24 protein-coding genes are annotated in these 16,329 nt (G+C 61.6%); 18 read left to right on the forward strand and 6 right to left on the reverse strand.

All coding sequences use genetic code 11. The features are described from left to right. Nucleotides 1-10 precede the first annotated feature (10 nt). Nucleotides 11-343, forward strand: a complete 333-nt coding sequence (locus tag BM438_RS01390) for a DMT family transporter (protein WP_372450030.1) — start codon at nucleotides 11-13, stop codon at nucleotides 341-343. A 14-nt stretch (nucleotides 344-357) separates the two neighbouring features. On the opposite strand, the gene BM438_RS01395 is transcribed toward BM438_RS01390, so the two are convergent. Next, nucleotides 358-741: a hypothetical protein gene (locus BM438_RS01395; protein WP_093632770.1), complete on the reverse strand. Its 384-nt coding sequence runs from the start codon at nucleotides 739-741 to the stop codon at nucleotides 358-360. 64 nt (nucleotides 742-805) lie between these two features. Beyond that, nucleotides 806-997: a hypothetical protein gene (locus tag BM438_RS01400; RefSeq protein WP_093632567.1), complete on the reverse strand. Its 192-nt coding sequence runs from the start codon at nucleotides 995-997 to the stop codon at nucleotides 806-808. 266 nt (nucleotides 998-1,263) lie between these two features. On the opposite strand from BM438_RS01400, the gene BM438_RS01405 reads away from it, so the two are divergent. Next, entirely contained in the window at nucleotides 1,264-1,548 is a 285-nt protein-coding gene (locus BM438_RS01405; RefSeq protein WP_093632568.1) for a DUF1488 family protein, read from the forward strand. A gap of 73 nt (nucleotides 1,549-1,621) precedes the next feature. On the opposite strand, the gene BM438_RS01410 is transcribed toward BM438_RS01405, so the two are convergent. Beyond that, a complete protein-coding gene (locus BM438_RS01410; RefSeq protein ID WP_093632569.1) occupies nucleotides 1,622-2,632 on the reverse strand; it encodes an NAD-dependent epimerase/dehydratase family protein in 1,011 nt (336 codons plus the stop codon). 135 nt (nucleotides 2,633-2,767) lie between these two features. On the opposite strand from BM438_RS01410, the gene BM438_RS01415 reads away from it, so the two are divergent. Together BM438_RS01415 and BM438_RS01420 are read left to right on the forward strand one after the other, a co-directional pair. Further along, nucleotides 2,768-3,679 carry a TetR/AcrR family transcriptional regulator gene (locus BM438_RS01415; RefSeq protein ID WP_093632570.1) on the forward strand — a complete coding sequence of 304 codons (912 nt, stop codon included), beginning with the start codon at nucleotides 2,768-2,770 and terminating at the stop codon, nucleotides 3,677-3,679. A gap of 46 nt (nucleotides 3,680-3,725) precedes the next feature. After that, nucleotides 3,726-4,862 (forward strand): enoyl-CoA hydratase/isomerase family protein, encoded by a 1,137-nt coding sequence (locus BM438_RS01420; protein ID WP_093632571.1) that lies wholly within the window; start codon nucleotides 3,726-3,728, stop codon nucleotides 4,860-4,862. A gap of 19 nt (nucleotides 4,863-4,881) precedes the next feature. Here the strand turns inward: BM438_RS01420 and BM438_RS45295 are convergent, their stop codons facing one another. Then, nucleotides 4,882-5,307, reverse strand: a complete 426-nt coding sequence (locus tag BM438_RS45295; protein ID WP_093632572.1) for a hypothetical protein — start codon at nucleotides 5,305-5,307, stop codon at nucleotides 4,882-4,884. A gap of 507 nt (nucleotides 5,308-5,814) precedes the next feature. Between BM438_RS45295 and ssuD the strand changes: the two genes are divergently transcribed. From ssuD to BM438_RS01445, 4 genes are read left to right on the forward strand one after another with little or no spacing between them, the layout of a single operon-like run. Beyond that, a complete protein-coding gene (ssuD, locus tag BM438_RS01430) occupies nucleotides 5,815-6,975 on the forward strand; it encodes an FMNH2-dependent alkanesulfonate monooxygenase (RefSeq protein ID WP_093632771.1) in 1,161 nt (386 codons plus the stop codon). A gap of 56 nt (nucleotides 6,976-7,031) precedes the next feature. Further along, a complete protein-coding gene (gene ssuC, locus BM438_RS01435; RefSeq protein WP_054034591.1) occupies nucleotides 7,032-7,889 on the forward strand; it encodes an aliphatic sulfonate ABC transporter permease SsuC in 858 nt (285 codons plus the stop codon). Beyond that, nucleotides 7,886-8,887 carry an ATP-binding cassette domain-containing protein gene (locus tag BM438_RS01440; RefSeq protein WP_093632573.1) on the forward strand — a complete coding sequence of 334 codons (1,002 nt, stop codon included), beginning with the start codon at nucleotides 7,886-7,888 and terminating at the stop codon, nucleotides 8,885-8,887. Before ssuC ends, BM438_RS01440 begins: the two co-directional genes overlap by 4 nt. Nucleotides 8,888-8,936: 49 nt before the next feature. Further along, nucleotides 8,937-9,152 (forward strand): TOBE domain-containing protein, encoded by a 216-nt coding sequence (locus tag BM438_RS01445; protein WP_054034589.1) that lies wholly within the window; start codon nucleotides 8,937-8,939, stop codon nucleotides 9,150-9,152. Between the two features lie 47 nt (nucleotides 9,153-9,199). Here BM438_RS01445 and BM438_RS01450 read toward each other — a convergent pair whose 3' ends face one another. Beyond that, on the reverse strand, nucleotides 9,200-9,481 hold the full coding sequence (locus BM438_RS01450) for a hypothetical protein (RefSeq protein ID WP_093632574.1): 282 nt from the start codon (nucleotides 9,479-9,481) through the stop codon (nucleotides 9,200-9,202). A gap of 140 nt (nucleotides 9,482-9,621) precedes the next feature. Here BM438_RS01450 and BM438_RS01455 point away from each other — a divergent pair, with 140 nt between their 5' ends. The 3 genes from BM438_RS01455 to BM438_RS01465 all read left to right on the forward strand — a co-directional run bounded on the left by BM438_RS01455 (nucleotide 9,622) and on the right by BM438_RS01465 (nucleotide 10,627). Continuing rightward, a complete protein-coding gene (locus BM438_RS01455) occupies nucleotides 9,622-9,819 on the forward strand; it encodes a hypothetical protein (RefSeq protein ID WP_093632575.1) in 198 nt (65 codons plus the stop codon). Nucleotides 9,820-9,926: 107 nt separating this feature from the next. Then, complete coding sequence (locus BM438_RS01460) at nucleotides 9,927-10,169, forward strand: DUF6566 family protein (protein ID WP_093632576.1); 243 nt, start codon at nucleotides 9,927-9,929, stop codon at nucleotides 10,167-10,169. A gap of 77 nt (nucleotides 10,170-10,246) precedes the next feature. Next, nucleotides 10,247-10,627, forward strand: a complete 381-nt coding sequence (locus tag BM438_RS01465) for a glyoxalase superfamily protein (protein WP_093632577.1) — start codon at nucleotides 10,247-10,249, stop codon at nucleotides 10,625-10,627. 135 nt (nucleotides 10,628-10,762) lie between these two features. Here BM438_RS01465 and BM438_RS01470 read toward each other — a convergent pair whose 3' ends face one another. Continuing rightward, nucleotides 10,763-11,032, reverse strand: a complete 270-nt coding sequence (locus BM438_RS01470; protein ID WP_093632578.1) for a hypothetical protein — start codon at nucleotides 11,030-11,032, stop codon at nucleotides 10,763-10,765. A 513-nt stretch (nucleotides 11,033-11,545) separates the two neighbouring features. Here BM438_RS01470 and BM438_RS01475 point away from each other — a divergent pair. From BM438_RS01475 to BM438_RS46040, 7 genes are all read left to right on the forward strand, one after another. Then, complete coding sequence (locus BM438_RS01475; protein WP_054034691.1) at nucleotides 11,546-11,731, forward strand: type II toxin-antitoxin system HicA family toxin; 186 nt, start codon at nucleotides 11,546-11,548, stop codon at nucleotides 11,729-11,731. 77 nt (nucleotides 11,732-11,808) lie between these two features. Next, entirely contained in the window at nucleotides 11,809-12,228 is a 420-nt protein-coding gene (locus BM438_RS01480) for a type II toxin-antitoxin system HicB family antitoxin (protein ID WP_054034585.1), read from the forward strand. A 339-nt stretch (nucleotides 12,229-12,567) separates the two neighbouring features. After that, a complete protein-coding gene (locus BM438_RS01485; RefSeq protein WP_093632579.1) occupies nucleotides 12,568-13,932 on the forward strand; it encodes a tyrosine-type recombinase/integrase in 1,365 nt (454 codons plus the stop codon). A gap of 144 nt (nucleotides 13,933-14,076) precedes the next feature. Then, nucleotides 14,077-14,727, forward strand: coding sequence for a hypothetical protein (locus BM438_RS01490; protein ID WP_093632580.1), 651 nt, complete (start codon nucleotides 14,077-14,079; stop codon nucleotides 14,725-14,727). A 113-nt stretch (nucleotides 14,728-14,840) separates the two neighbouring features. Then, nucleotides 14,841-15,053, forward strand: a complete 213-nt coding sequence (locus BM438_RS01495) for a DNA-binding protein (RefSeq protein ID WP_093632581.1) — start codon at nucleotides 14,841-14,843, stop codon at nucleotides 15,051-15,053. Then, nucleotides 15,053-15,391 carry a hypothetical protein gene (locus BM438_RS01500; protein ID WP_093632582.1) on the forward strand — a complete coding sequence of 113 codons (339 nt, stop codon included), beginning with the start codon at nucleotides 15,053-15,055 and terminating at the stop codon, nucleotides 15,389-15,391. Before BM438_RS01495 ends, BM438_RS01500 begins: the two co-directional genes overlap by 1 nt. After that, the gene (locus BM438_RS46040; protein WP_244179214.1) at nucleotides 15,385-16,299 is read left to right on the forward strand and encodes a PriCT-2 domain-containing protein; all 915 of its coding nucleotides are present in this window, start codon (nucleotides 15,385-15,387) and stop codon (nucleotides 16,297-16,299) included. Before BM438_RS01500 ends, BM438_RS46040 begins: the two co-directional genes overlap by 7 nt. The last annotated feature ends 30 nt before the right edge of the window (nucleotides 16,300-16,329 follow it).

Here is a 16,329-nt window from a genome sequence, read left to right on the forward strand (position 1 = left end):
GGCGATGCGGATGCCTCCTTATGCATTGCTCGCTATTGCGATCGTTGCCGAAGTCATCGCGACTTCCGCGATGCGGGCCTCGGAAGGTTTTTCGCGGCTGCTGCCCGCAGCGGTCGTGGTGGTGGGCTACGGCATCGCGTTCTATTGCCTCTCGCTCACGCTGAAGACTATTCCGGTGGGCATCGTCTACGCCGTGTGGTCAGGCGCCGGCATCGTGCTGATCACGCTGGTCGCGGTCGTGATGTACCGGCAAGTGCCGGACGTGCCGGCCATCATCGGACTCGGGCTGATCATTGCCGGGGTCGCCGTGCTCAATATGTTCTCGAAGATGCAGGCGCACTGAGCGCCCACTGAGCGTTACTTGCAGCGCACGATCATCGAACGGTTTTTCACGTTGGCCGAGACGACGTTCGTGACGCTGCCGCCCGCGGTGCCGCCTTCGTCGTTGTCTTTCGACACGATGTCGTAGCCGGTTGCGCCACATGCCTTGCCGGCCTGCACGTAGCAGGAAGCCCAACTGGACGCGGCGTCGGCGCCGCTGCAGTTCACCGCAAAGCCGGTCTGGCCGTTCGGCAGATTGATCAGCGAGGTGGTGTTCGACGATGCGCAGCCGGTGAGACCCGCGCCGAGCATCACAGCGGCGGGCAGCGCGGCAGACAGGGAAGCCCTGCGCACGAGAGCAAGCGCGGCGCTGCTGGGTCGGAAGCGGCCGGAGCGGCGCAGTTGCGTCATGAAATGCATCGTGATGTTTCCTTTCAAATAGGTATCGAGACTCGCCACGCACACCGGCGGTGTGCCCACAAGGTTAAGGCGTTTCGATCGTGATGCCTGCCGCGCGGACCATTTGGCGGCTTTCCGAGCCGCTTTCGGTCGCTGCGTCTTCCCAGATGCTAATGGCTTTAGGAATGTCGATGCCGTGGCTTTCGGCGTAAGCAAACCAGGTGTTTGCCGCATCCGGCTCAGGCAGTTCGTGGTTCTGCAGAAAATATTTTCCCATACTGTGCTCGTTGACCTCGAAATGGCGTCATTGCGTCAGCACGGATCGTGCCGGTGAACCAGTTCGACAGGGGTAGTCGGCACAAGTGCAATCCGGTGTGTCGATTTGCATGCGAAGCTTACGGACATTGGGCGCGCGATGTTGATCGGGCGGGCGCTGGAGGGTGGACCGCGGTCCAGTCGCGCGAGTACCATATCGGGCATATCCGGGGGCGGCCGGTACTCCCCGGTGTCCATTTCCTGCCGGATCCTTCTGATGAGGCGACCATGGAAATTCGGTTTCCCGCGGACGCGCCCGCTTACCGCGACTCCAATCTGACGGTGGTCTTTCGCGCGCTCGTGGACGGCGAACCGGTGCCGTGCGCGATCTCCGTCGAGGCGCTCGAAGACCACTTCGGCGCGTACTCCGAGGATCTCGACGGCTGGATGCGCGCGTTCGACGCCGGGCGTCCGCGTATCGAGGCGGTTGCGCGCGAACATCTGCAGATCAGCAATGGCACGCCTGTCCTGCTCAAGAGCGGCCACTTTCCGCCCGGCAACATGGCGGGCTGATCCTGTTCGTTCGCACACGCACGAATCACGCGCTTCACATCCGCTCGCTTGCGAAAGCCGTCCACATCGGCAATCAGGCGGTTTTCGCGGCGTCCCGTTGCGTGTCCATATTCGCCGATGCCGCTGCGCGCGCGGCGTCGAACGCTTGCCGGATACCGTCTTTGTACGAGGTCTTGGCGATCGGGCCGATCAACTGTGTCAGTGCCGAGTCGTCGAGCACAACCGGCTCGGTCATCAGGTAGTTCATCTCCACCAGTTCTCGCATGATCGGATTGAAGAGGCCGAACACGCGCAGCAGCGTCTTGCCGGCCACCATCAGTTTCGGCTCGCGGCCCGCTAGCGCATAGGCCTGTCTCGCCACTTCGCGCTGCGTGATCGTGCCCGTGCCGGCCAGATGCCACCAGCGGCCGTACGCTTCCGGCGTACGTGTGAGTTTCTCGACCACCGGGCCGATATCCGGCAGGTAGATGAATTCGTGCGGCACATCGACCGGCCCGATTACCTGCGCGCGCTTGCCGTGCGCCGCGCCCTCGAATATGCCGTTGATCAGGCTGCGTTCGATGCAGTGGCCGTAGAAATCCGGCAGGCGCAGCACCAGGGTCGACAAACTGGTCGACCCGCTCGCGCGTCCGTGTGCCGCCAGCACCAGTTTTTCCTGCTCGAGCCGCATCTTGCCTTTGAACGTATGGGGCTCACGCGGATGATCTTCGTTAATCGGATTGCTGCGCGCGCGGCCGTACGGATACACAGTGCCGATCAAAATGAAGCGTTCGACGCCTGCCGCCGTCACGCCGTCGAGGGTTTTTTGCATGAGCGGCGGATGGGAGGCGAACTGATCGTAGGGCACGCCCACCAGGTAGATCACCGTCTGCAAACCGGCCGCAGCGGCGCTGATCGAAGCCGGGTCGTCCGGATTCCACGTGACGATTTCCGCATGCGGGTCGTGGCCGAAGGCCGCCTCGAGCGGCGCGCGCGAGCGGCCGACTACCCGATAATCCCGGCCCGCCGCGCTCAGCGCCGCCCCGGTGATTTGACCGGCGGCGCCGGCAGCACCGAATAAACCCACTTTCCCTGTAGCTTGCATGAACGACTCCTGAAGACGGCGCCGCATCGCGCCTGGATGAGCTTGTCTGACCGACGAGAATTTAATAAACACTGTTCAGTAAACGGTGTTCAGTTTAATTTGACTTTTCAGTTTGTCAAGCCGAAAATGCCCGGCATGGGAATCGTCGAACGAAAAAGCCGTCAGAAACAGGCGCTGCGCGAACGCATCCTCGATGCAGCGCGGCGCATCGTGATGCGCGAAGGCTTCGCCGCGCTGTCAATGCGCAAGATTGCCGATGCCATCGAGTATTCACCCGCCACGCTGTACCTTCACTTCGCGAGCCGCGATGAAATTGCGCAGGCCTTGTGTGCTGAAGGTTATGCGCAATTGCTGGCTACCTTCGTGCCGCTCGCGCAGATCGCCGATCCGGCTGAACGCCTGAAGGCGCTCGGGCGTGCGTATGTGGCATTCGGTGTTGCGCATCCGGAAACCTACCGGCTGATCTTCATGGAAGACCCGAGCTACACGGGCGCGGCGCTGGGCGGGGCGGCTGGTGCGGCTCGCAAGGGTGTGGATGGGGCGCTGGCAGCGGTCGTGGATGCAGGCGCTGGTGCCGCGAACGAAACGGCGGAGGCTACGGTCGCTGGGACAGCCGCAGCAGGAACAACCGCCTCGGGAAAAGTGAACCTCGCGCCCGCGAAACCCGACGACGATCCCGGCGACGCCGCGTTACACATCATGCTCCGCGCGCTCGAAGAGTTGAAAGCAGCAGGGCGCTTGTCTGCATCGATGGACGTGGCCGTGTGGGCGGAGGCGTTCTGGGCGACCCTGCATGGCATCGTCGCGCTCAACCTCACATGCCCCGTGTTTCCGAGCGCGCCGCTGGATACGGTGGTGGGCGTCGCGCTTGATACCTGGCTAGGTACGCAACCCGCCGGGCAACCGCAAGGCGCCGCAAAATCCACGCGTGCCGGCAAGAAAAAGTCCGCTGAAGCGCCAGCGCAATCGCACTCCGAAGCGCACGCAGAATCGCCCGCTGAGACGGGGGTCAAACCCGCCACCAAGCCCAAAGCCGCGAGCGCGTGATAACGTTCAGTTCCGGTTCATTTCGCGCCATCGCGCCAAGCTCTCCATGTCTATTTCCGCCTCGCCCGCCGTCAGCGACGAAGTCGCGACTTACGTAGCCAACGGCATCGGCTTCATCGAACTGGAAAGGCCGAAGGCGCTCAACGCGCTGTCTACCGGCATGATTCTCGCGATGCACGCGGCGCTCGAGCAATGGCGCGAAAATCCCGACGTGCTTGCCGTGGTGGTGCGCAGCCAGCATCCGCGCGCGTTCTGCGCGGGCGGCGATGTGCGCTTTCTGTACGAGTCGGCGCAGCGCGGCGAGCATGATGCGCGCGATACGTTTTTCACTGAGGAATACCGGCTCAATCACGCGATTTTCACGTACCCGAAGCCGTATATCGCCTTGACGAACGGTGTCGTGATGGGCGGCGGCATGGGCATTTCGCAGGGCGCGCATCGTACCGGCGGCCTGCGGGTGGTGACAAACTCGACGAAGATGGCGATGCCGGAGACCCGCATTGGCCTCTTTCCCGATGTCGGCGCGAGCTGGTTTCTGGCGCGCACGCCGGGCGCGCTCGGCCGATATCTGGCGGTCACAGGGGAGACGATCGGCGCAGCAGACGCCCTCTACGCAGGTCTCGCCGACGCCTATATCGACGACGCGGCATTGCCCGCGCTAGTGGATACATTGCGCAGCGAGCCGTTTGAACGAGGTGCAGACGTGGTGGCGTGTATCGAGCGTGAGGCCGCCAGGCATCAGGTCGTACCGGAACCCGACGCTTCACCGCTCGCGAGCACGCGCGCGTTGATCGATCGGCATTTCGCGTTACCCGACATGACGCGGATTCTCGCGTCGCTGGAGCAGGAACGGGAGCATGGCGGCGATTCTGCCGATTGGGCTGAGCAGACGATTGCCGTGTTACGCGAACGTTCGCCGTTGTCGATGGCCGTGTCGCTGGAGGTGGTGACGCGCGCGGAGGGTTCGATGGCCGACGTACTGCGCGGCGATCTCGATCTGACGCGCACGTGCTTCGCGCAGGGCGACACGATTGAAGGGATTCGCGCACGCATCATCGATAAAGACAACGCTCCGCGCTGGCGTTTTGCGCGCATCGAAGACGTGAGCGCCGCCGATGTGGCGAAGATGTTCGAAAGCCCGTGGCCGGCAAACGAACACCCGTTGCACGATCTGCGCGGTTAAACAGACACCAGGAAGACGCTCAGTCTTCGTCTTCGCTCGCCATGAATGCGCGCATGAACACCAGCGCGCCCCAGCCCCACATCGCGTTCGCCGCGAAACCCACCGCGAGGCGCGGCAGCATGTTGCCGCTCGGCCAGATGCCGCGCAACGGATCGACCACAAACACGCTCGCCGCCGTCAACGCAAGTCCGCCGAACACGAAGGCGGGCACCCACGGCGCGTGGCGCCCCGGTGCGACGCGCAACAGCCACGCCATCAGCACAGCCCAGAATGCGCTCCAGATCGCATTCGCAATAAACTCAGGCAGCCCGAGCGGCAAAAACGGCGCGGTTGAAAAACCGGTTGGGTCGATCAGACCGGCTGCGTGCAGCAGCGCCAGCGTCGATTCATGAAAAAACAGGGAAGCCAGAAAACCGGCGACGAACGGCAGGATGAGTTTTTGCATGCATTGCACCGCGAGAGATCAGGCGGCGTGGTTCACGCGGCCTGCACCGGATTATTGGAAACGTGGCGCCATTATATATAGGGGTACCCCGCTTCCAGCGTAGGTAAGGCGCAACATCCGTATGCTTTAGCGTCGGGCTAATCACGAAAGTGGAAAACCTAAGCTAAAAAAAATCGTTCAAAAGCCGCGCCTCGATCCATAGACTGTTTCTCCATGCAGACGGCGTTTGCCGCCGTCGCCCATTTAATCGAGCGCATCACGCGCACGTCTGGTCGAGGGAAGCCGTCGCGATGTCCTGCCTGATGCCGATCTTCAGCCGCTCCATGGCACACACGCGCTTGCGGATGCGCTGTCGGAACTAGTCCGCTTTTCGCCGCAGTTTTTCCGTTCCTTTTTTGCGCCTGCGTCTCCGGCTTTTGTGCCGGAGGGATGCGCGCGGCCGGCGTACGCGCGTTCACTCGACGCACCGTTTTCATTCAATCCAGTTCGAACAAGCAGGAGCAGCAAATGAATGTGTTCTGGTTCATTCCGACTCACGGCGACAGCCGCTATCTCGGTACGTCCCAAGGCGCACGCGCAGCGGATTACGACTACTTCCAGCAGATCGCCGTCGCCGCCGACACGCTCGGCTACGAGGGCGTGCTGCTGCCGACCGGCCGTTCGTGTGAAGACGCATGGGTCGTCGCGTCGAGCCTGATCGCCGCGACCAAACGTCTGAAGTTTCTGGTGGCGATCCGTCCGGGCATCTCATCGCCGGGTCTGGCGGCGCGCATGGCGGCGACTTTCGACCGCCTGTCGAATGGGCGTCTCCTGATCAACGTCGTGACGGGCGGCGATTCGGCTGAACTGGAAGGCGACGGCGTGTTCGTCGATCACGACACGCGCTATGAAATCACCGACGAATTCCTGCATATCTGGCGCAAGCTGCTGACGGCCGCGCATACCAACGATTCGATCGATTTCAACGGCAAGCATCTGACCTCGAAGGGTGGCAAGGCGTTGTATCCGCCGGTGCAGAACCCGCATCCGCCGCTGTGGTTCGGCGGTTCGTCGGCGGCTGCTCACGACATCGCGGGCGATCACATCGACACGTATCTGACGTGGGGCGAGCCGCCCGCGGCCGTCGCGAAGAAGATCGCCGACATTCGCGCTCGCGCCGAAGCGCGTGGCCGCAAGATCAAGTTCGGCATTCGGTTTCACGTCATCGTGCGCGAGACCGAAGAAGAAGCGTGGGCTGCCGCCGACAAGCTGATCAGCAAGCTCGATGACGAAACCATTTCCCGTGCGCAGGCTTCGTTCTCGAAGATGGATTCCGAAGGACAGCGCCGCATGGCCGCGTTGCACGGCGGGAAGCGCGGCAGCCGCGCGGAACTCGAGGTGTATCCGCATCTGTGGGCGGGTGTCGGTCTCGTGCGCGGTGGTGCGGGGACGGCGCTGGTCGGCAATCCCGAGCAGGTGGCCGCGCTGATGAACGAGTACGCGGCGCTCGGTGTCGACACGTTCATCCTGTCCGGCTATCCGCATCTCGAAGAGTCGTATCGGTTCGCTGAACTGGTGTTCCCGCTGCTGCCGGGTCATCAAAGCAAGGTCGCCGGCGGTCCGCTGTCGGGACCGTTCGGCGAGATCGTCGGCAACAACTATCTGCCGAACGCGGCAAGTTCGAGCTGAGCGCTTGCGCCCGGTTCGGCAATGACGCCCATCGATAAGCAACGAGGACAATCATCATGGCGCAATCCACTGTGAGTGCGGAACGAGGCACACAGGCAGGCTCGGGCGCGGCTTTCGGCGCGGGCCTCGTCGGCGCATTGCGGCGCATCGGCGCGCCTCTCGCGCCGTGGCTCGTGCCGCTGGCGATTCTGCTGGCGTGGGAATTCGCCGCGCGCAGCGGCATTCTTTCGACGCGTGTGCTGCCCGAGCCGCTCGCGGTCGTGAAGGCCGCATGGTCGCTGATCCAGTCCGGCGAAATGTGGGCGGACGTGAAGGTCAGCACGTGGCGCGCGGTGTCGGGCTTTACGATCGGCGGCGGCATTGGACTCGTGCTCGGCCTCGCGACGGGTCTCTTCAAACCCGCTGAAATCGCGCTCGATTCGACGGTGCAGATGGTCCGCAACATTCCCGCGCTGGCGATGATCCCGCTGGTGATCCTGTGGTTCGGTATCGAAGAAGAGGCGAAGGTGTTTCTCGTCGCGCTGGGGGTGTTTTTTCCGGTCTACGTGAACACGTTTCACGGCATCCGTTCGGTGGATGCCAACCTGATCGAGATGGCGCGCAGCTACGGCGTGAAGGGCTTCGCGCTGTACCGGCATGTGATTTTGCCGGGGGCGTTGCCCTCGATTCTGGTCGGCGTGCGGTTTGCGTTCGGGCTGATGTGGGTCACGCTGATCGTCGCTGAAACCATTTCCGCGCAGTCGGGCATCGGCTACATGACGATGAACGCCCGCGAATTTCTGCAAACCGATGTGGTGGTGGTGGGCATCCTGCTGTACGCGGCGCTCGGCAAACTTGCCGACGTGCTGGCCAAGACTCTCGAGCGTGTGTCGCTGCGTTGGCATCCTGCCTATCAACGAGGAGCGAAAACATGAGCGCAACGACATTGTCGGCTTCGTTCGGCGGCATCGCGGGCAGCGATCTCGAAGCCGAACTGGCGCAACCGCGTACTGTCGATCACAACGCGGACGAGGCTGCCGGCTTCGACCGTGCGGACCCGGCGCACGATCGCCAGCGCGCTGATGCCGTGCCTGCGGCGACCGGTGCATCGGCGCGCAACGACGCCAGCCGCTCTGGCGATTTTTCGGTCGAATTGCGCGGCGTCGGCAAGCAGTACGGCGAGCGCACGGTGCTGTCCGATTTTGATTTGTCGATCGAGCGCGGCAGTTTCGTGGCGATCGTCGGCCGCAGCGGCTGCGGGAAATCGACTTTGTTGCGCCTGGTGGCGGGTTTGGAGAAGGCGACGACGGGCGTGCTCGAAAAGCGCGCCGAAGACGGCCAGCCGCTCGACACGCGCATCATGTTCCAGGACGCGCGGCTTCTGCCCTGGAAGAGCGTGCTACAAAACGTGATGCTCGGCCTCGGCCGCAGCGCTCGTGAAGATGCGCGCGCCGTGCTCGACGAAGTCGGCTTGCTGGAACGCGCCAACGACTGGCCCGCGCAGCTCTCCGGCGGCCAGCGTCAGCGTGTGGCGCTCGCGCGTGCGCTGGTGCATCGGCCGCAATTGCTGCTGCTGGACGAACCGCTCGGCGCGCTCGACGCGTTGACGCGCATCGAAATGCACGCGCTGATCGAACGCCTGTGGCGCGAACATCAATTTACCGCGCTGCTGGTGACGCACGACGTGCACGAAGCTGTCGCGCTCGGCGATCGGATTCTGCTGATCGAAGAAGGACGCATCGCGCTCGATCAGCCGGTGCCGCTGGCGCGCCCACGGGCGCGTGCGTCGGCCGGTTTTGCCGCGCTGGAAGAACATGTGTTGCAACGCGTACTGAAGACGGCGCCGAACGACGACGCGCTGTCCCATCGCGCTTACGACGCACGTGACGAGGGCCGCCTCACGCGGCCGACAGACGTCCGCTGGGCCGTCTGACATCCCTTTTGACTGACTGTTTTCAATCGCTTTTCTGGAGTCACTCGATATGACCATTTCCGCAATCAACGTACGCAATCAGTTCAAAGGCAAGGTCAAGGAAATCATCCGCGGGTCGGTGGTGTCCGAGGTCGATGTGGAGACGCCGTTCGGTATCGTCACCTCGGTGATCACCACGCGTTCGGTCGACGAACTCGACCTGAAGGTCGGCTCGGAAGTGGTCGCGCTGGTGAAGTCGACGGAGGTGTCGATCGCGCGCCTGTAAGCGCGACTGCACTGGTCGCGCAGCTCGTACCGTCATGCGCGCCGACGCTATTTTGCGTTGGCGCCGCTGGCGGGCGGCTCGTGCATCATCTTGTCGTTGGTCGCCTGGCGCGGACGCTTGATGGGCATATTGTCCGGATTGCTCGAACCGCCTGAATCGGGGGCCGCCTCGGGCGGCTTGACCATCGAGGCGCCGCCGTTCTGCGACGCCGCTGGTGTTTTTGGCGCCGGGTTCGGCGTTTGTGCGAACGCCGCCGTGCCGACTGCGCCAAACATCGCGAGCGCGACGCCCGCCGTCAGCGCCGCCATTCTGTTTCTGTTTCGCTCCATCTCGTCCTCCTTTCCGATACCGCTTGCCGGTTTGCTGACGCGACACATCTGTACGGCACGCAACCCGTATGCCTCGACGCGCCCCTGCGTGCATCCGCGAAACTTGCTAGGATGAATTGAGCACCACGACGGAGACGGCCATGTCGAAGTCATTAAGTCCGGAAGCGGTTGAAGCGTTGCGGCGCCTGAATGCTGTCGGCGTCGGACAGCCCATGCCGAAGTTTGAGCAATCCGTCACGGCGGAGTTGCTGACAAACGGGCTCGCTGCAGAAGCAAGCGGCGGCGAAGTCGAAATCACCTGTAGCGGCCGGCAGTACCTTTCTGGCGATTGCGACTGATCGTCAGGCGAGGGTGGGCCGGTGCATGCTCCGAGCCGTAACGACGGCCCGGTGGAAAAGTATGGCCGCCAACATTCAAGGGCACGCAAGACACCAAGGAGGCGATCATGGAGCCGAAGGGCCTCGACATGGGCGACTACCAGGAGCGCTATCAGGACTACGAGATTGAAGTCGCGGTTGAACAGGTGCTCACCGGCGTCAAAGCGCATTTCCGGGTGTTGCGCAACGATGCGGTGGTCGTTGACTGGCGGCTTGTGCACATCGACACGCTGTGGTCCACCGAGCATGCCGCGGCTCTCGCGGGCTTCAAGGCGGCGCGCGAAACGATCGATGCCGGGTTCGCCTCATAGCCACAAGCGCCACAAGCACGTGGGCCGGCAAGCGCATTCGATTAAGCTGACGATCTTTCGCCTTGCTGGAGACCGCTGTGCACCTGTCGCCTGCCATTCCGATCATCCGCATCTTTTCTGAAGAGAAAGCCAGAGAGTTTTACGTGGACTTTCTCGGCTTCACCGTCGACTGGGAACACCGCTTCGAGGCCAATTTTCCGCTCTACATGCAGGTGCGCCGCTCCGACCTGATTTTGCATCTGAGCGAGCATCACGGCGACGCGACGCCGGGCTCGACGATTTTCGTGCGGGTGCAGGACATCGATGCGTTGCATGCCGAACTTCAGCGCAAAGATTACAAGTACGGGAAACCGGGTATTGAGGAGGTGCCGTGGGGCAAAGAGCTGGAGACGATTGATCCGTTTGGTAACCGGATTCGTTTTTCTGAAGCGCCGAGAGAGGAGGTGCGCGAGGCGTGATGACGAAAGGGGCGTGCCTTGATGCCGCGGGAGCGGCTGCCCCGTAAACGGAACTGGGCGCCGACATGCATTGCTGCATGCGCGGCGCCCAGTTCGGCGGCCGTCTTGTGAACGGCAACCTTCAACGGCGACCGATTAGTGGCCGAAGAAAACCGATTGCGGGCCCGATTCAGCCGGTGCACGCGTACCCGATTGCGACGACACGGTGTTCACGCCACCGTATGCATTCGAATCGGCATTAGCGCGTTCAGCTGCAACGGTTTGCGCGTTCTGACCTTGTTGCGAAGCCGGTGCGCCGACCGACGGACGGTAGAACGGTGCCGGGCCGTAGCCGCTAGCGAATGCGGGAGCAGCGATCGAGGCAGAAACAGCAACCAACAGGGCGGCGATGAGCTTGGTCTTCATGGTGTGACTCCGATAAGTTTCGATTTCATTCAGGAAGGCGTCGCAGGAGCCGGTGAGGTGTGTCTGCAACGTCGATGGGAGGCAGTGTATACCCCTACTATTGAAAATTTGTGCCGATAATCTGAAATTACTATTCTCGGTATTGAAATAATCGAGCGGAGGGTTGTGCGACAGGCATCAGCCGTGGTCCGACCCCGTCTGTCAAGCGTTTTCGGCTGGCAAAGGCCCGGTTGGGAGGGCGGGTTATTGGTGGTGTTTACTAGCCAACCGCGCTTGTATTCGACGCTTGGGATGCCTGCCGCCCGGCCATTAAATGCGCTGATTCGTATCACGCCGCTGCATCATGGTCGCAGCGCACGCCGATACCGCTTGCAGTTATTGCTCAAGCCCGATGTTCCCTTTCGTGCCCTGCTTACGTCCCAAAAAGATACAACTTAGATGTTGTGTTTTTTAGTTTTTTGATACAACATTTGTGTTGTATTCTTCCTCGTCTTGCTCAACAAGAGGAGGAACATGAAGTACAGCGAGTTTAGGAAGTGGCTGAAGAAACAAGGTGCGACTTTTGAAAAGCACAGGAGCGGCTCAAGTCACTACCGGGTCACGCTCAACGGCAAGACAACCATCTTCCCGGATCACGGCGCCAAGGAAATGGGCACCCATCTCGTCGCGGCGATCAAGAGGCAGCTTGGTATTAAATGAGCAGGAGAGGCGGACGGCCTCTCCCGATAATCGCAGGCTTTGTGTTTTTCTTGAAGCAGTCCCACTGGAGAACCGTAATGTTGTCGTACCCCATCGAGCTGACGCCGGATTCTAATGGCACGCTCCTCGTCACGTTTCCGGACGTGCCCGAAGCGATCACCGTTGGAGAGAACGAAGATGATGCAGACGTGCAGGCCCTCGACGCACTGGAGGCCGCACTTGAGATCTACTTTTCGGAAAAGCGGTTCATTCCTTTGCCGTCGAAGGCAAAGCGTGGTCAGCGAGTCGTAACGCTTCCTGCTCTCGTGACCTCGAAGGTCCTGCTTGCAAACGAAATGCTGCAACAGAACGTGCGTAAGGCGGAGTTGGCGCGTCGATTGAAGGTCAACCAGGTGCAGGTCGATCGTCTTTTGAATTTCCGCCATTCATCGAAGATCGAGATGGTCGAGTCTGCATTCGCCGTTCTTGGCAGGCGCCTGGAAGTGCGGTTGGTTTGATCCGCTTCTCTTTCCCAATTGAAACCCTCGCGGCGTGGCAAAGCGCGAGGTAAAACAAAAACGGCGTTGTGATTTCTCACAACGCCGTTTGGTCAAACTTTTTACTGCTTGAATTCTTTGGGGTGGCTGATGGGGCTCGAACCCACGACAACAGGAATCACAATCCTGCGCAAGAGGCGTTTACCGATGTTGATCAAGATTGATCAGACAATTTAAATTCAATAAAGTCAATGACTTATTGAAACAAGCACATTTCTTCAGATTGACCGAGATTGAGTGTTTACCTCATAATTTGCCTACATGGTGCCTACACGGATGCGGCCCTTATCGAGGCAAACGATGAACAAGACGAATTTCACAGCGGACCGGGTAGCATCGTTTCAGTGTGAGTCCGAAAAAAAACAGAGCATTTATTGGGATGCGAAAACGCCGGGTTTTGGCCTGCGCGTGACGGCAGCGGGTGCGCGGGCATACGTCTATGAGTCGCGCCTGTTTGGCAAGACGGTACGCCTGACTATTGGTGACGCTCGCGCGTGGACGCTGGGGAAGGCCCGTACCGAGGCCGCGAGGCTCAAGACGGTGATTGATGACGGCAAAGACCCGCGCGAGGTCAAGGCCGGGGAGCGCGCCGCCCATGAAGCCAGAAAGGCCGAGGCGCGGCGAAAAGATGTCACGTTGGGCGATGCATGGTTGGTATATCTCGAAGAACGCCGCCCAAGATGGAGCGAGCTTCACTACCGCGACCATGTAGACCTTTCCAGTGTTGGCGGACAGCCGAAGAAGCGCGGCAAGGGTTTGACCGAACCGGGGCCGCTTGCGCCGCTGATGCCGCTGAAACCGTCCGACCTGAGCGCGGACCGGATAAGCGCCTGGCTCAAAGCCGAAGCCGCGAAGCGTCCGGCGCGTGCCCGCCTCGCCTTCAATCTGCTACGCATTTTCGCGGGCTGGTGCGAATCGAAGCCCGAATATCGCGGCTTGGTGGATGCTCAGGCGGTCTCGACTCGCATCGCAAAAGACACCTTACCCAAGCGGCATGCTAAAGCCGATGTCCTGCAACGCGAACAACTCGCCGCGTGGTTCAAGGCCGTCTGGCAAATCGAAAACCCTGCCATGACAACCTATCTCATCGCGCTTTTGATTACTGGCGCGCGTCGTGAGGAAATGGCGGCACTCAAATGGGACGACGTGGATTTTAAGTGGCGCAGTCTGAGCATTGCCGACAAGGTCGAGGACACGGGCCGGATGATTCCGTTGACGCCTTTCCTTGCTTCGCTACTGGCCGAACTGAAACGCCTGAACGATACGCCGCCGAACATTCGGCAGCTTCGCCGCTTGCAACAACGTGGCGAATACTGGCGTCCGTCGCCGTGGGTATTTTCGAGCAAGACGTCCGCAGACGGACGACTGGCAGCCCCGAACCGGGCGCTGCATCGTGTCTGTCAACTCGTCGGAATCCCTCCCGTGACGCCGCACGGCCTGCGCCGCTCGTTCGGCACGCTCGCCGAATGGGTCGAAGTGCCGGTCGGGATCGTGGCGCAAATCATGGGTCACGCGCCTTCCGCCCTCGCCGAGAAGCATTACCGCCGCCGCCCGCTCGACCTGCTGCGCATGTGGCATGACCGAATCGAAGCGTGGTTGCTGGAGCAGGCGGGCATCGAGTTCGATGCGAGCGCCGCGCAAGCGGGGCTTCATGCCGTCAAGTAGCGCGCCCATGCGCCGGACGCGCAATGCGCTCGCGAGCCCGCTAAACTCTCTTTGCCCCTGCCCGCTCGACGGAGCGCAAAGCCGGACACCTTCACCAGCCGGGGGGGCATCCTAATTGAAGGCGGCGCAAGAAGGGCGCGAGCAATGGAAAAAGAACCGCACTGGATAGGCCACCGCACGGCTGACCGCCGTCAAACGGAGAATGGCTATTTGTACCGCGACCCGGACAATCAAAGCCTTGCCATCTTGATTGGATCTGATTTTCACAGGGGCACCCAGATTTTCGACGGCGCGAACCTTTGGGAGTTAGACCGGTTTGTCGAAAGCTTAGAGGCTAACGCCGACCCGGCGGCGGAGAAATTCCGCGAAGCGCTCAACGCCGTTCGGGAACTCTACAAGAACGGGGACCTGGTTGGGGAAATCGGTAACAGTAAGGATTGGAAATCATTGCGTGCCCATGCCGAAATCATCAATGCTGGGATGCGGGCGCAAACGCTATTGGACGCCGCGCCATCCGTGGGCAGCACGGCAAACAATGGAAAGGTTCACTCATTGATGCGGCGTACGAACGCTCTTGATGCCGTTATCAGGATGGCAAAAGCGAGCGCAGCGGAGCCGGACGACTATCAGTCAGTGTGGGCCGCGTTGGTCCAATTGGCCCAACGGAAGGAGCGTCCTGCGCCTCTGACGGGTTATGCGGAAGGCGAAGGTGTGTTGTATCAAGACGGCGAAAACCCTTGCAAATCGTTTACGAAGGCTGCGCTGCGGAAAAGGATGAATCCGCGCGCCCGCTAACGCCCGCCAACGCCCGCTAATGCCCGCATCTATCGGGGAAAGAAAAGACTCGTCAAAAAATCGGTATCACCTTAACTCAACGCCGCTAATCGCGGCGGGACGGTGATACGAAGATGACGACCGACCAACTCGCGGCGATTTCGAAGAATCGCCCACGTCTCTCGACCGAAGAACTTGCGGTGCTGCTGGCGCTGCGCCCGCAATCCATCCGCAAGCGCTACTGCCAGACCGGCGCTTACTTCTGCCTGCGCCCGGTCAAGCTGCCGAACGGCCGCTTGATGTGGCCCGCCGATTCCCTTGAGCAATTGGTGGAAGAGGCAGGCTAATGAAAAAGAAAAACGCCCAACCGACCAAAGGCCAATCGAGCGCGAAACGTCAACGCGACTTTACCGGAACCGATAACCCGCGTCATCTGCGCGCGGTTGCGGCGTTGCAACTCCGCCCGATGCCGCGCGAGGAACTAGACAGTATTGCGGTATGTAGTAACGGCCCCGACCTGATAGCGACGCTGTGCGCGAAGGGCCTGAATGTACTTTGCCCCAAAGTCCCTTACATTGACCCCGACGGCACCGAAGTGCTGCGCGGTGTGTACCACCTTTCCAACGCCGACTGCCGCAAGATTGTTCGCTGGCTGCGCAACCGCGCAGAGGGCGGCGCATGTTAAACGGTCACGATGAAAGCGAGCGCGCCCGCTCTGCACTTTTCACTCTCGACGCCGGTTGCGCCCGTGAACAGTGGGTGCGCGCTGCGATGGCCGCCAAAGCGGCGGGGCTGCCGGAAAACGACTTTCTGGCGTGGTCTGCGACCGGCGGCAACTATGGCGGCGAGCATGACGCCCGCTCTTTGTGGCGCAGCATCAACCTGAACGGCGGTGTCGGCCCTGGCACCTTGTTCAAGATGGCCCGTGACGTCGGCTGGAATGATGCACAACCACGCGCCAACGGCGCGCAAGGCGCTCGCGTGTCGAGCCCGATGCAGAGCGAACAGGCGAAAGCGAAAACCGTCTCGAACCCGATCTTTGATGTTGCTGCCGCGTTCGCAAGCTATCAGCCCGCGAGCGCCCAACATCCCTATATCGCGGCGAAGCGCGGCAACCCTGACGGATTGCGCGTCGTCCCGGCCGATGCCCCCCTGACGATCCAGGGTAAGCCCGTGGCGGGCTGGCTGGTCGTGCCGGTCCGCTCGCTGGACGGCGCATTGCAGACCATTCAATACATTCCCGCGCCGGGCAGCGGGAAGAAGCTAAATGCCCCGGGTGCATCGTTCGGTAATGGCTTGCTTGTGGTAGGCGAGATCGTGCTGGACGGGACGCTTTACGTTGTCGAAGGCATCGGTCAGGCGTGGGCGTGCTCTAAAGCCGACTATCAGGCCGCTGCCGTGGTGGCTTTCGGCTGCGGACGCGTTCGCACGGTGGCGATACTGCTGCGCGAGTGCTACCCAGCGGCACGCATCGTGATTGTCCCGGACAGGGGCAAGGAAGCGGACGCTGAAGCTATCGCCCGCGATATCGGCGGCACGTGGGTGGCGATGCCCGCCGATGCGCCCGGCAACTACGACGCGAACGACTACTAAGCGGAGCACGGCGTTGAGGCGCTGGCCGAC

Origin of the sequence: Paraburkholderia aspalathi (assembly GCF_900116445.1) — a bacterium.
Lineage (GTDB): Bacteria > Pseudomonadota > Gammaproteobacteria > Burkholderiales > Burkholderiaceae > Paraburkholderia > Paraburkholderia aspalathi.

Bases quoted from the DNA above. Each gene is read 5' to 3' on its own strand.
- ssuC (WP_054034591.1), top strand. From the start codon at position 7,032: ATGGCGCAATCCACTGTGAGTGCGGAACGAGGCACACAGGCAGGCTCG.
- BM438_RS01470 (WP_093632578.1), bottom strand. From the start codon at position 11,032: ATGAAGACCAAGCTCATCGCCGCCCTGTTGGTTGCTGTTTCTGCCTCG.
- BM438_RS01390 (WP_372450030.1), top strand. From the start codon at position 11: ATGCCTCCTTATGCATTGCTCGCTATTGCGATCGTTGCCGAAGTCATC.
- BM438_RS46040 (WP_244179214.1), top strand. From the start codon at position 15,385: ATGTTAAACGGTCACGATGAAAGCGAGCGCGCCCGCTCTGCACTTTTC.
- BM438_RS01475 (WP_054034691.1), top strand. From the start codon at position 11,546: ATGAAGTACAGCGAGTTTAGGAAGTGGCTGAAGAAACAAGGTGCGACT.
- BM438_RS45295 (WP_093632572.1), bottom strand. From the start codon at position 5,307: ATGCAAAAACTCATCCTGCCGTTCGTCGCCGGTTTTCTGGCTTCCCTG.
- BM438_RS01415 (WP_093632570.1), top strand. From the start codon at position 2,768: ATGGGAATCGTCGAACGAAAAAGCCGTCAGAAACAGGCGCTGCGCGAA.
- BM438_RS01495 (WP_093632581.1), top strand. From the start codon at position 14,841: ATGACGACCGACCAACTCGCGGCGATTTCGAAGAATCGCCCACGTCTC.
- BM438_RS01460 (WP_093632576.1), top strand. From the start codon at position 9,927: ATGGAGCCGAAGGGCCTCGACATGGGCGACTACCAGGAGCGCTATCAG.
- BM438_RS01490 (WP_093632580.1), top strand. From the start codon at position 14,077: ATGGAAAAAGAACCGCACTGGATAGGCCACCGCACGGCTGACCGCCGT.
- BM438_RS01445 (WP_054034589.1), top strand. From the start codon at position 8,937: ATGACCATTTCCGCAATCAACGTACGCAATCAGTTCAAAGGCAAGGTC.
- BM438_RS01450 (WP_093632574.1), bottom strand. From the start codon at position 9,481: ATGGAGCGAAACAGAAACAGAATGGCGGCGCTGACGGCGGGCGTCGCG.
- BM438_RS01440 (WP_093632573.1), top strand. From the start codon at position 7,886: ATGAGCGCAACGACATTGTCGGCTTCGTTCGGCGGCATCGCGGGCAGC.
- BM438_RS01405 (WP_093632568.1), top strand. From the start codon at position 1,264: ATGGAAATTCGGTTTCCCGCGGACGCGCCCGCTTACCGCGACTCCAAT.
- BM438_RS01400 (WP_093632567.1), bottom strand. From the start codon at position 997: ATGGGAAAATATTTTCTGCAGAACCACGAACTGCCTGAGCCGGATGCG.
- BM438_RS01420 (WP_093632571.1), top strand. From the start codon at position 3,726: ATGTCTATTTCCGCCTCGCCCGCCGTCAGCGACGAAGTCGCGACTTAC.
- BM438_RS01410 (WP_093632569.1), bottom strand. From the start codon at position 2,632: ATGCAAGCTACAGGGAAAGTGGGTTTATTCGGTGCTGCCGGCGCCGCC.
- BM438_RS01500 (WP_093632582.1), top strand. From the start codon at position 15,053: ATGAAAAAGAAAAACGCCCAACCGACCAAAGGCCAATCGAGCGCGAAA.
- BM438_RS01395 (WP_093632770.1), bottom strand. From the start codon at position 741: ATGCATTTCATGACGCAACTGCGCCGCTCCGGCCGCTTCCGACCCAGC.
- BM438_RS01455 (WP_093632575.1), top strand. From the start codon at position 9,622: ATGTCGAAGTCATTAAGTCCGGAAGCGGTTGAAGCGTTGCGGCGCCTG.
- BM438_RS01485 (WP_093632579.1), top strand. From the start codon at position 12,568: ATGAACAAGACGAATTTCACAGCGGACCGGGTAGCATCGTTTCAGTGT.
- ssuD (WP_093632771.1), top strand. From the start codon at position 5,815: ATGAATGTGTTCTGGTTCATTCCGACTCACGGCGACAGCCGCTATCTC.
- BM438_RS01480 (WP_054034585.1), top strand. From the start codon at position 11,809: ATGTTGTCGTACCCCATCGAGCTGACGCCGGATTCTAATGGCACGCTC.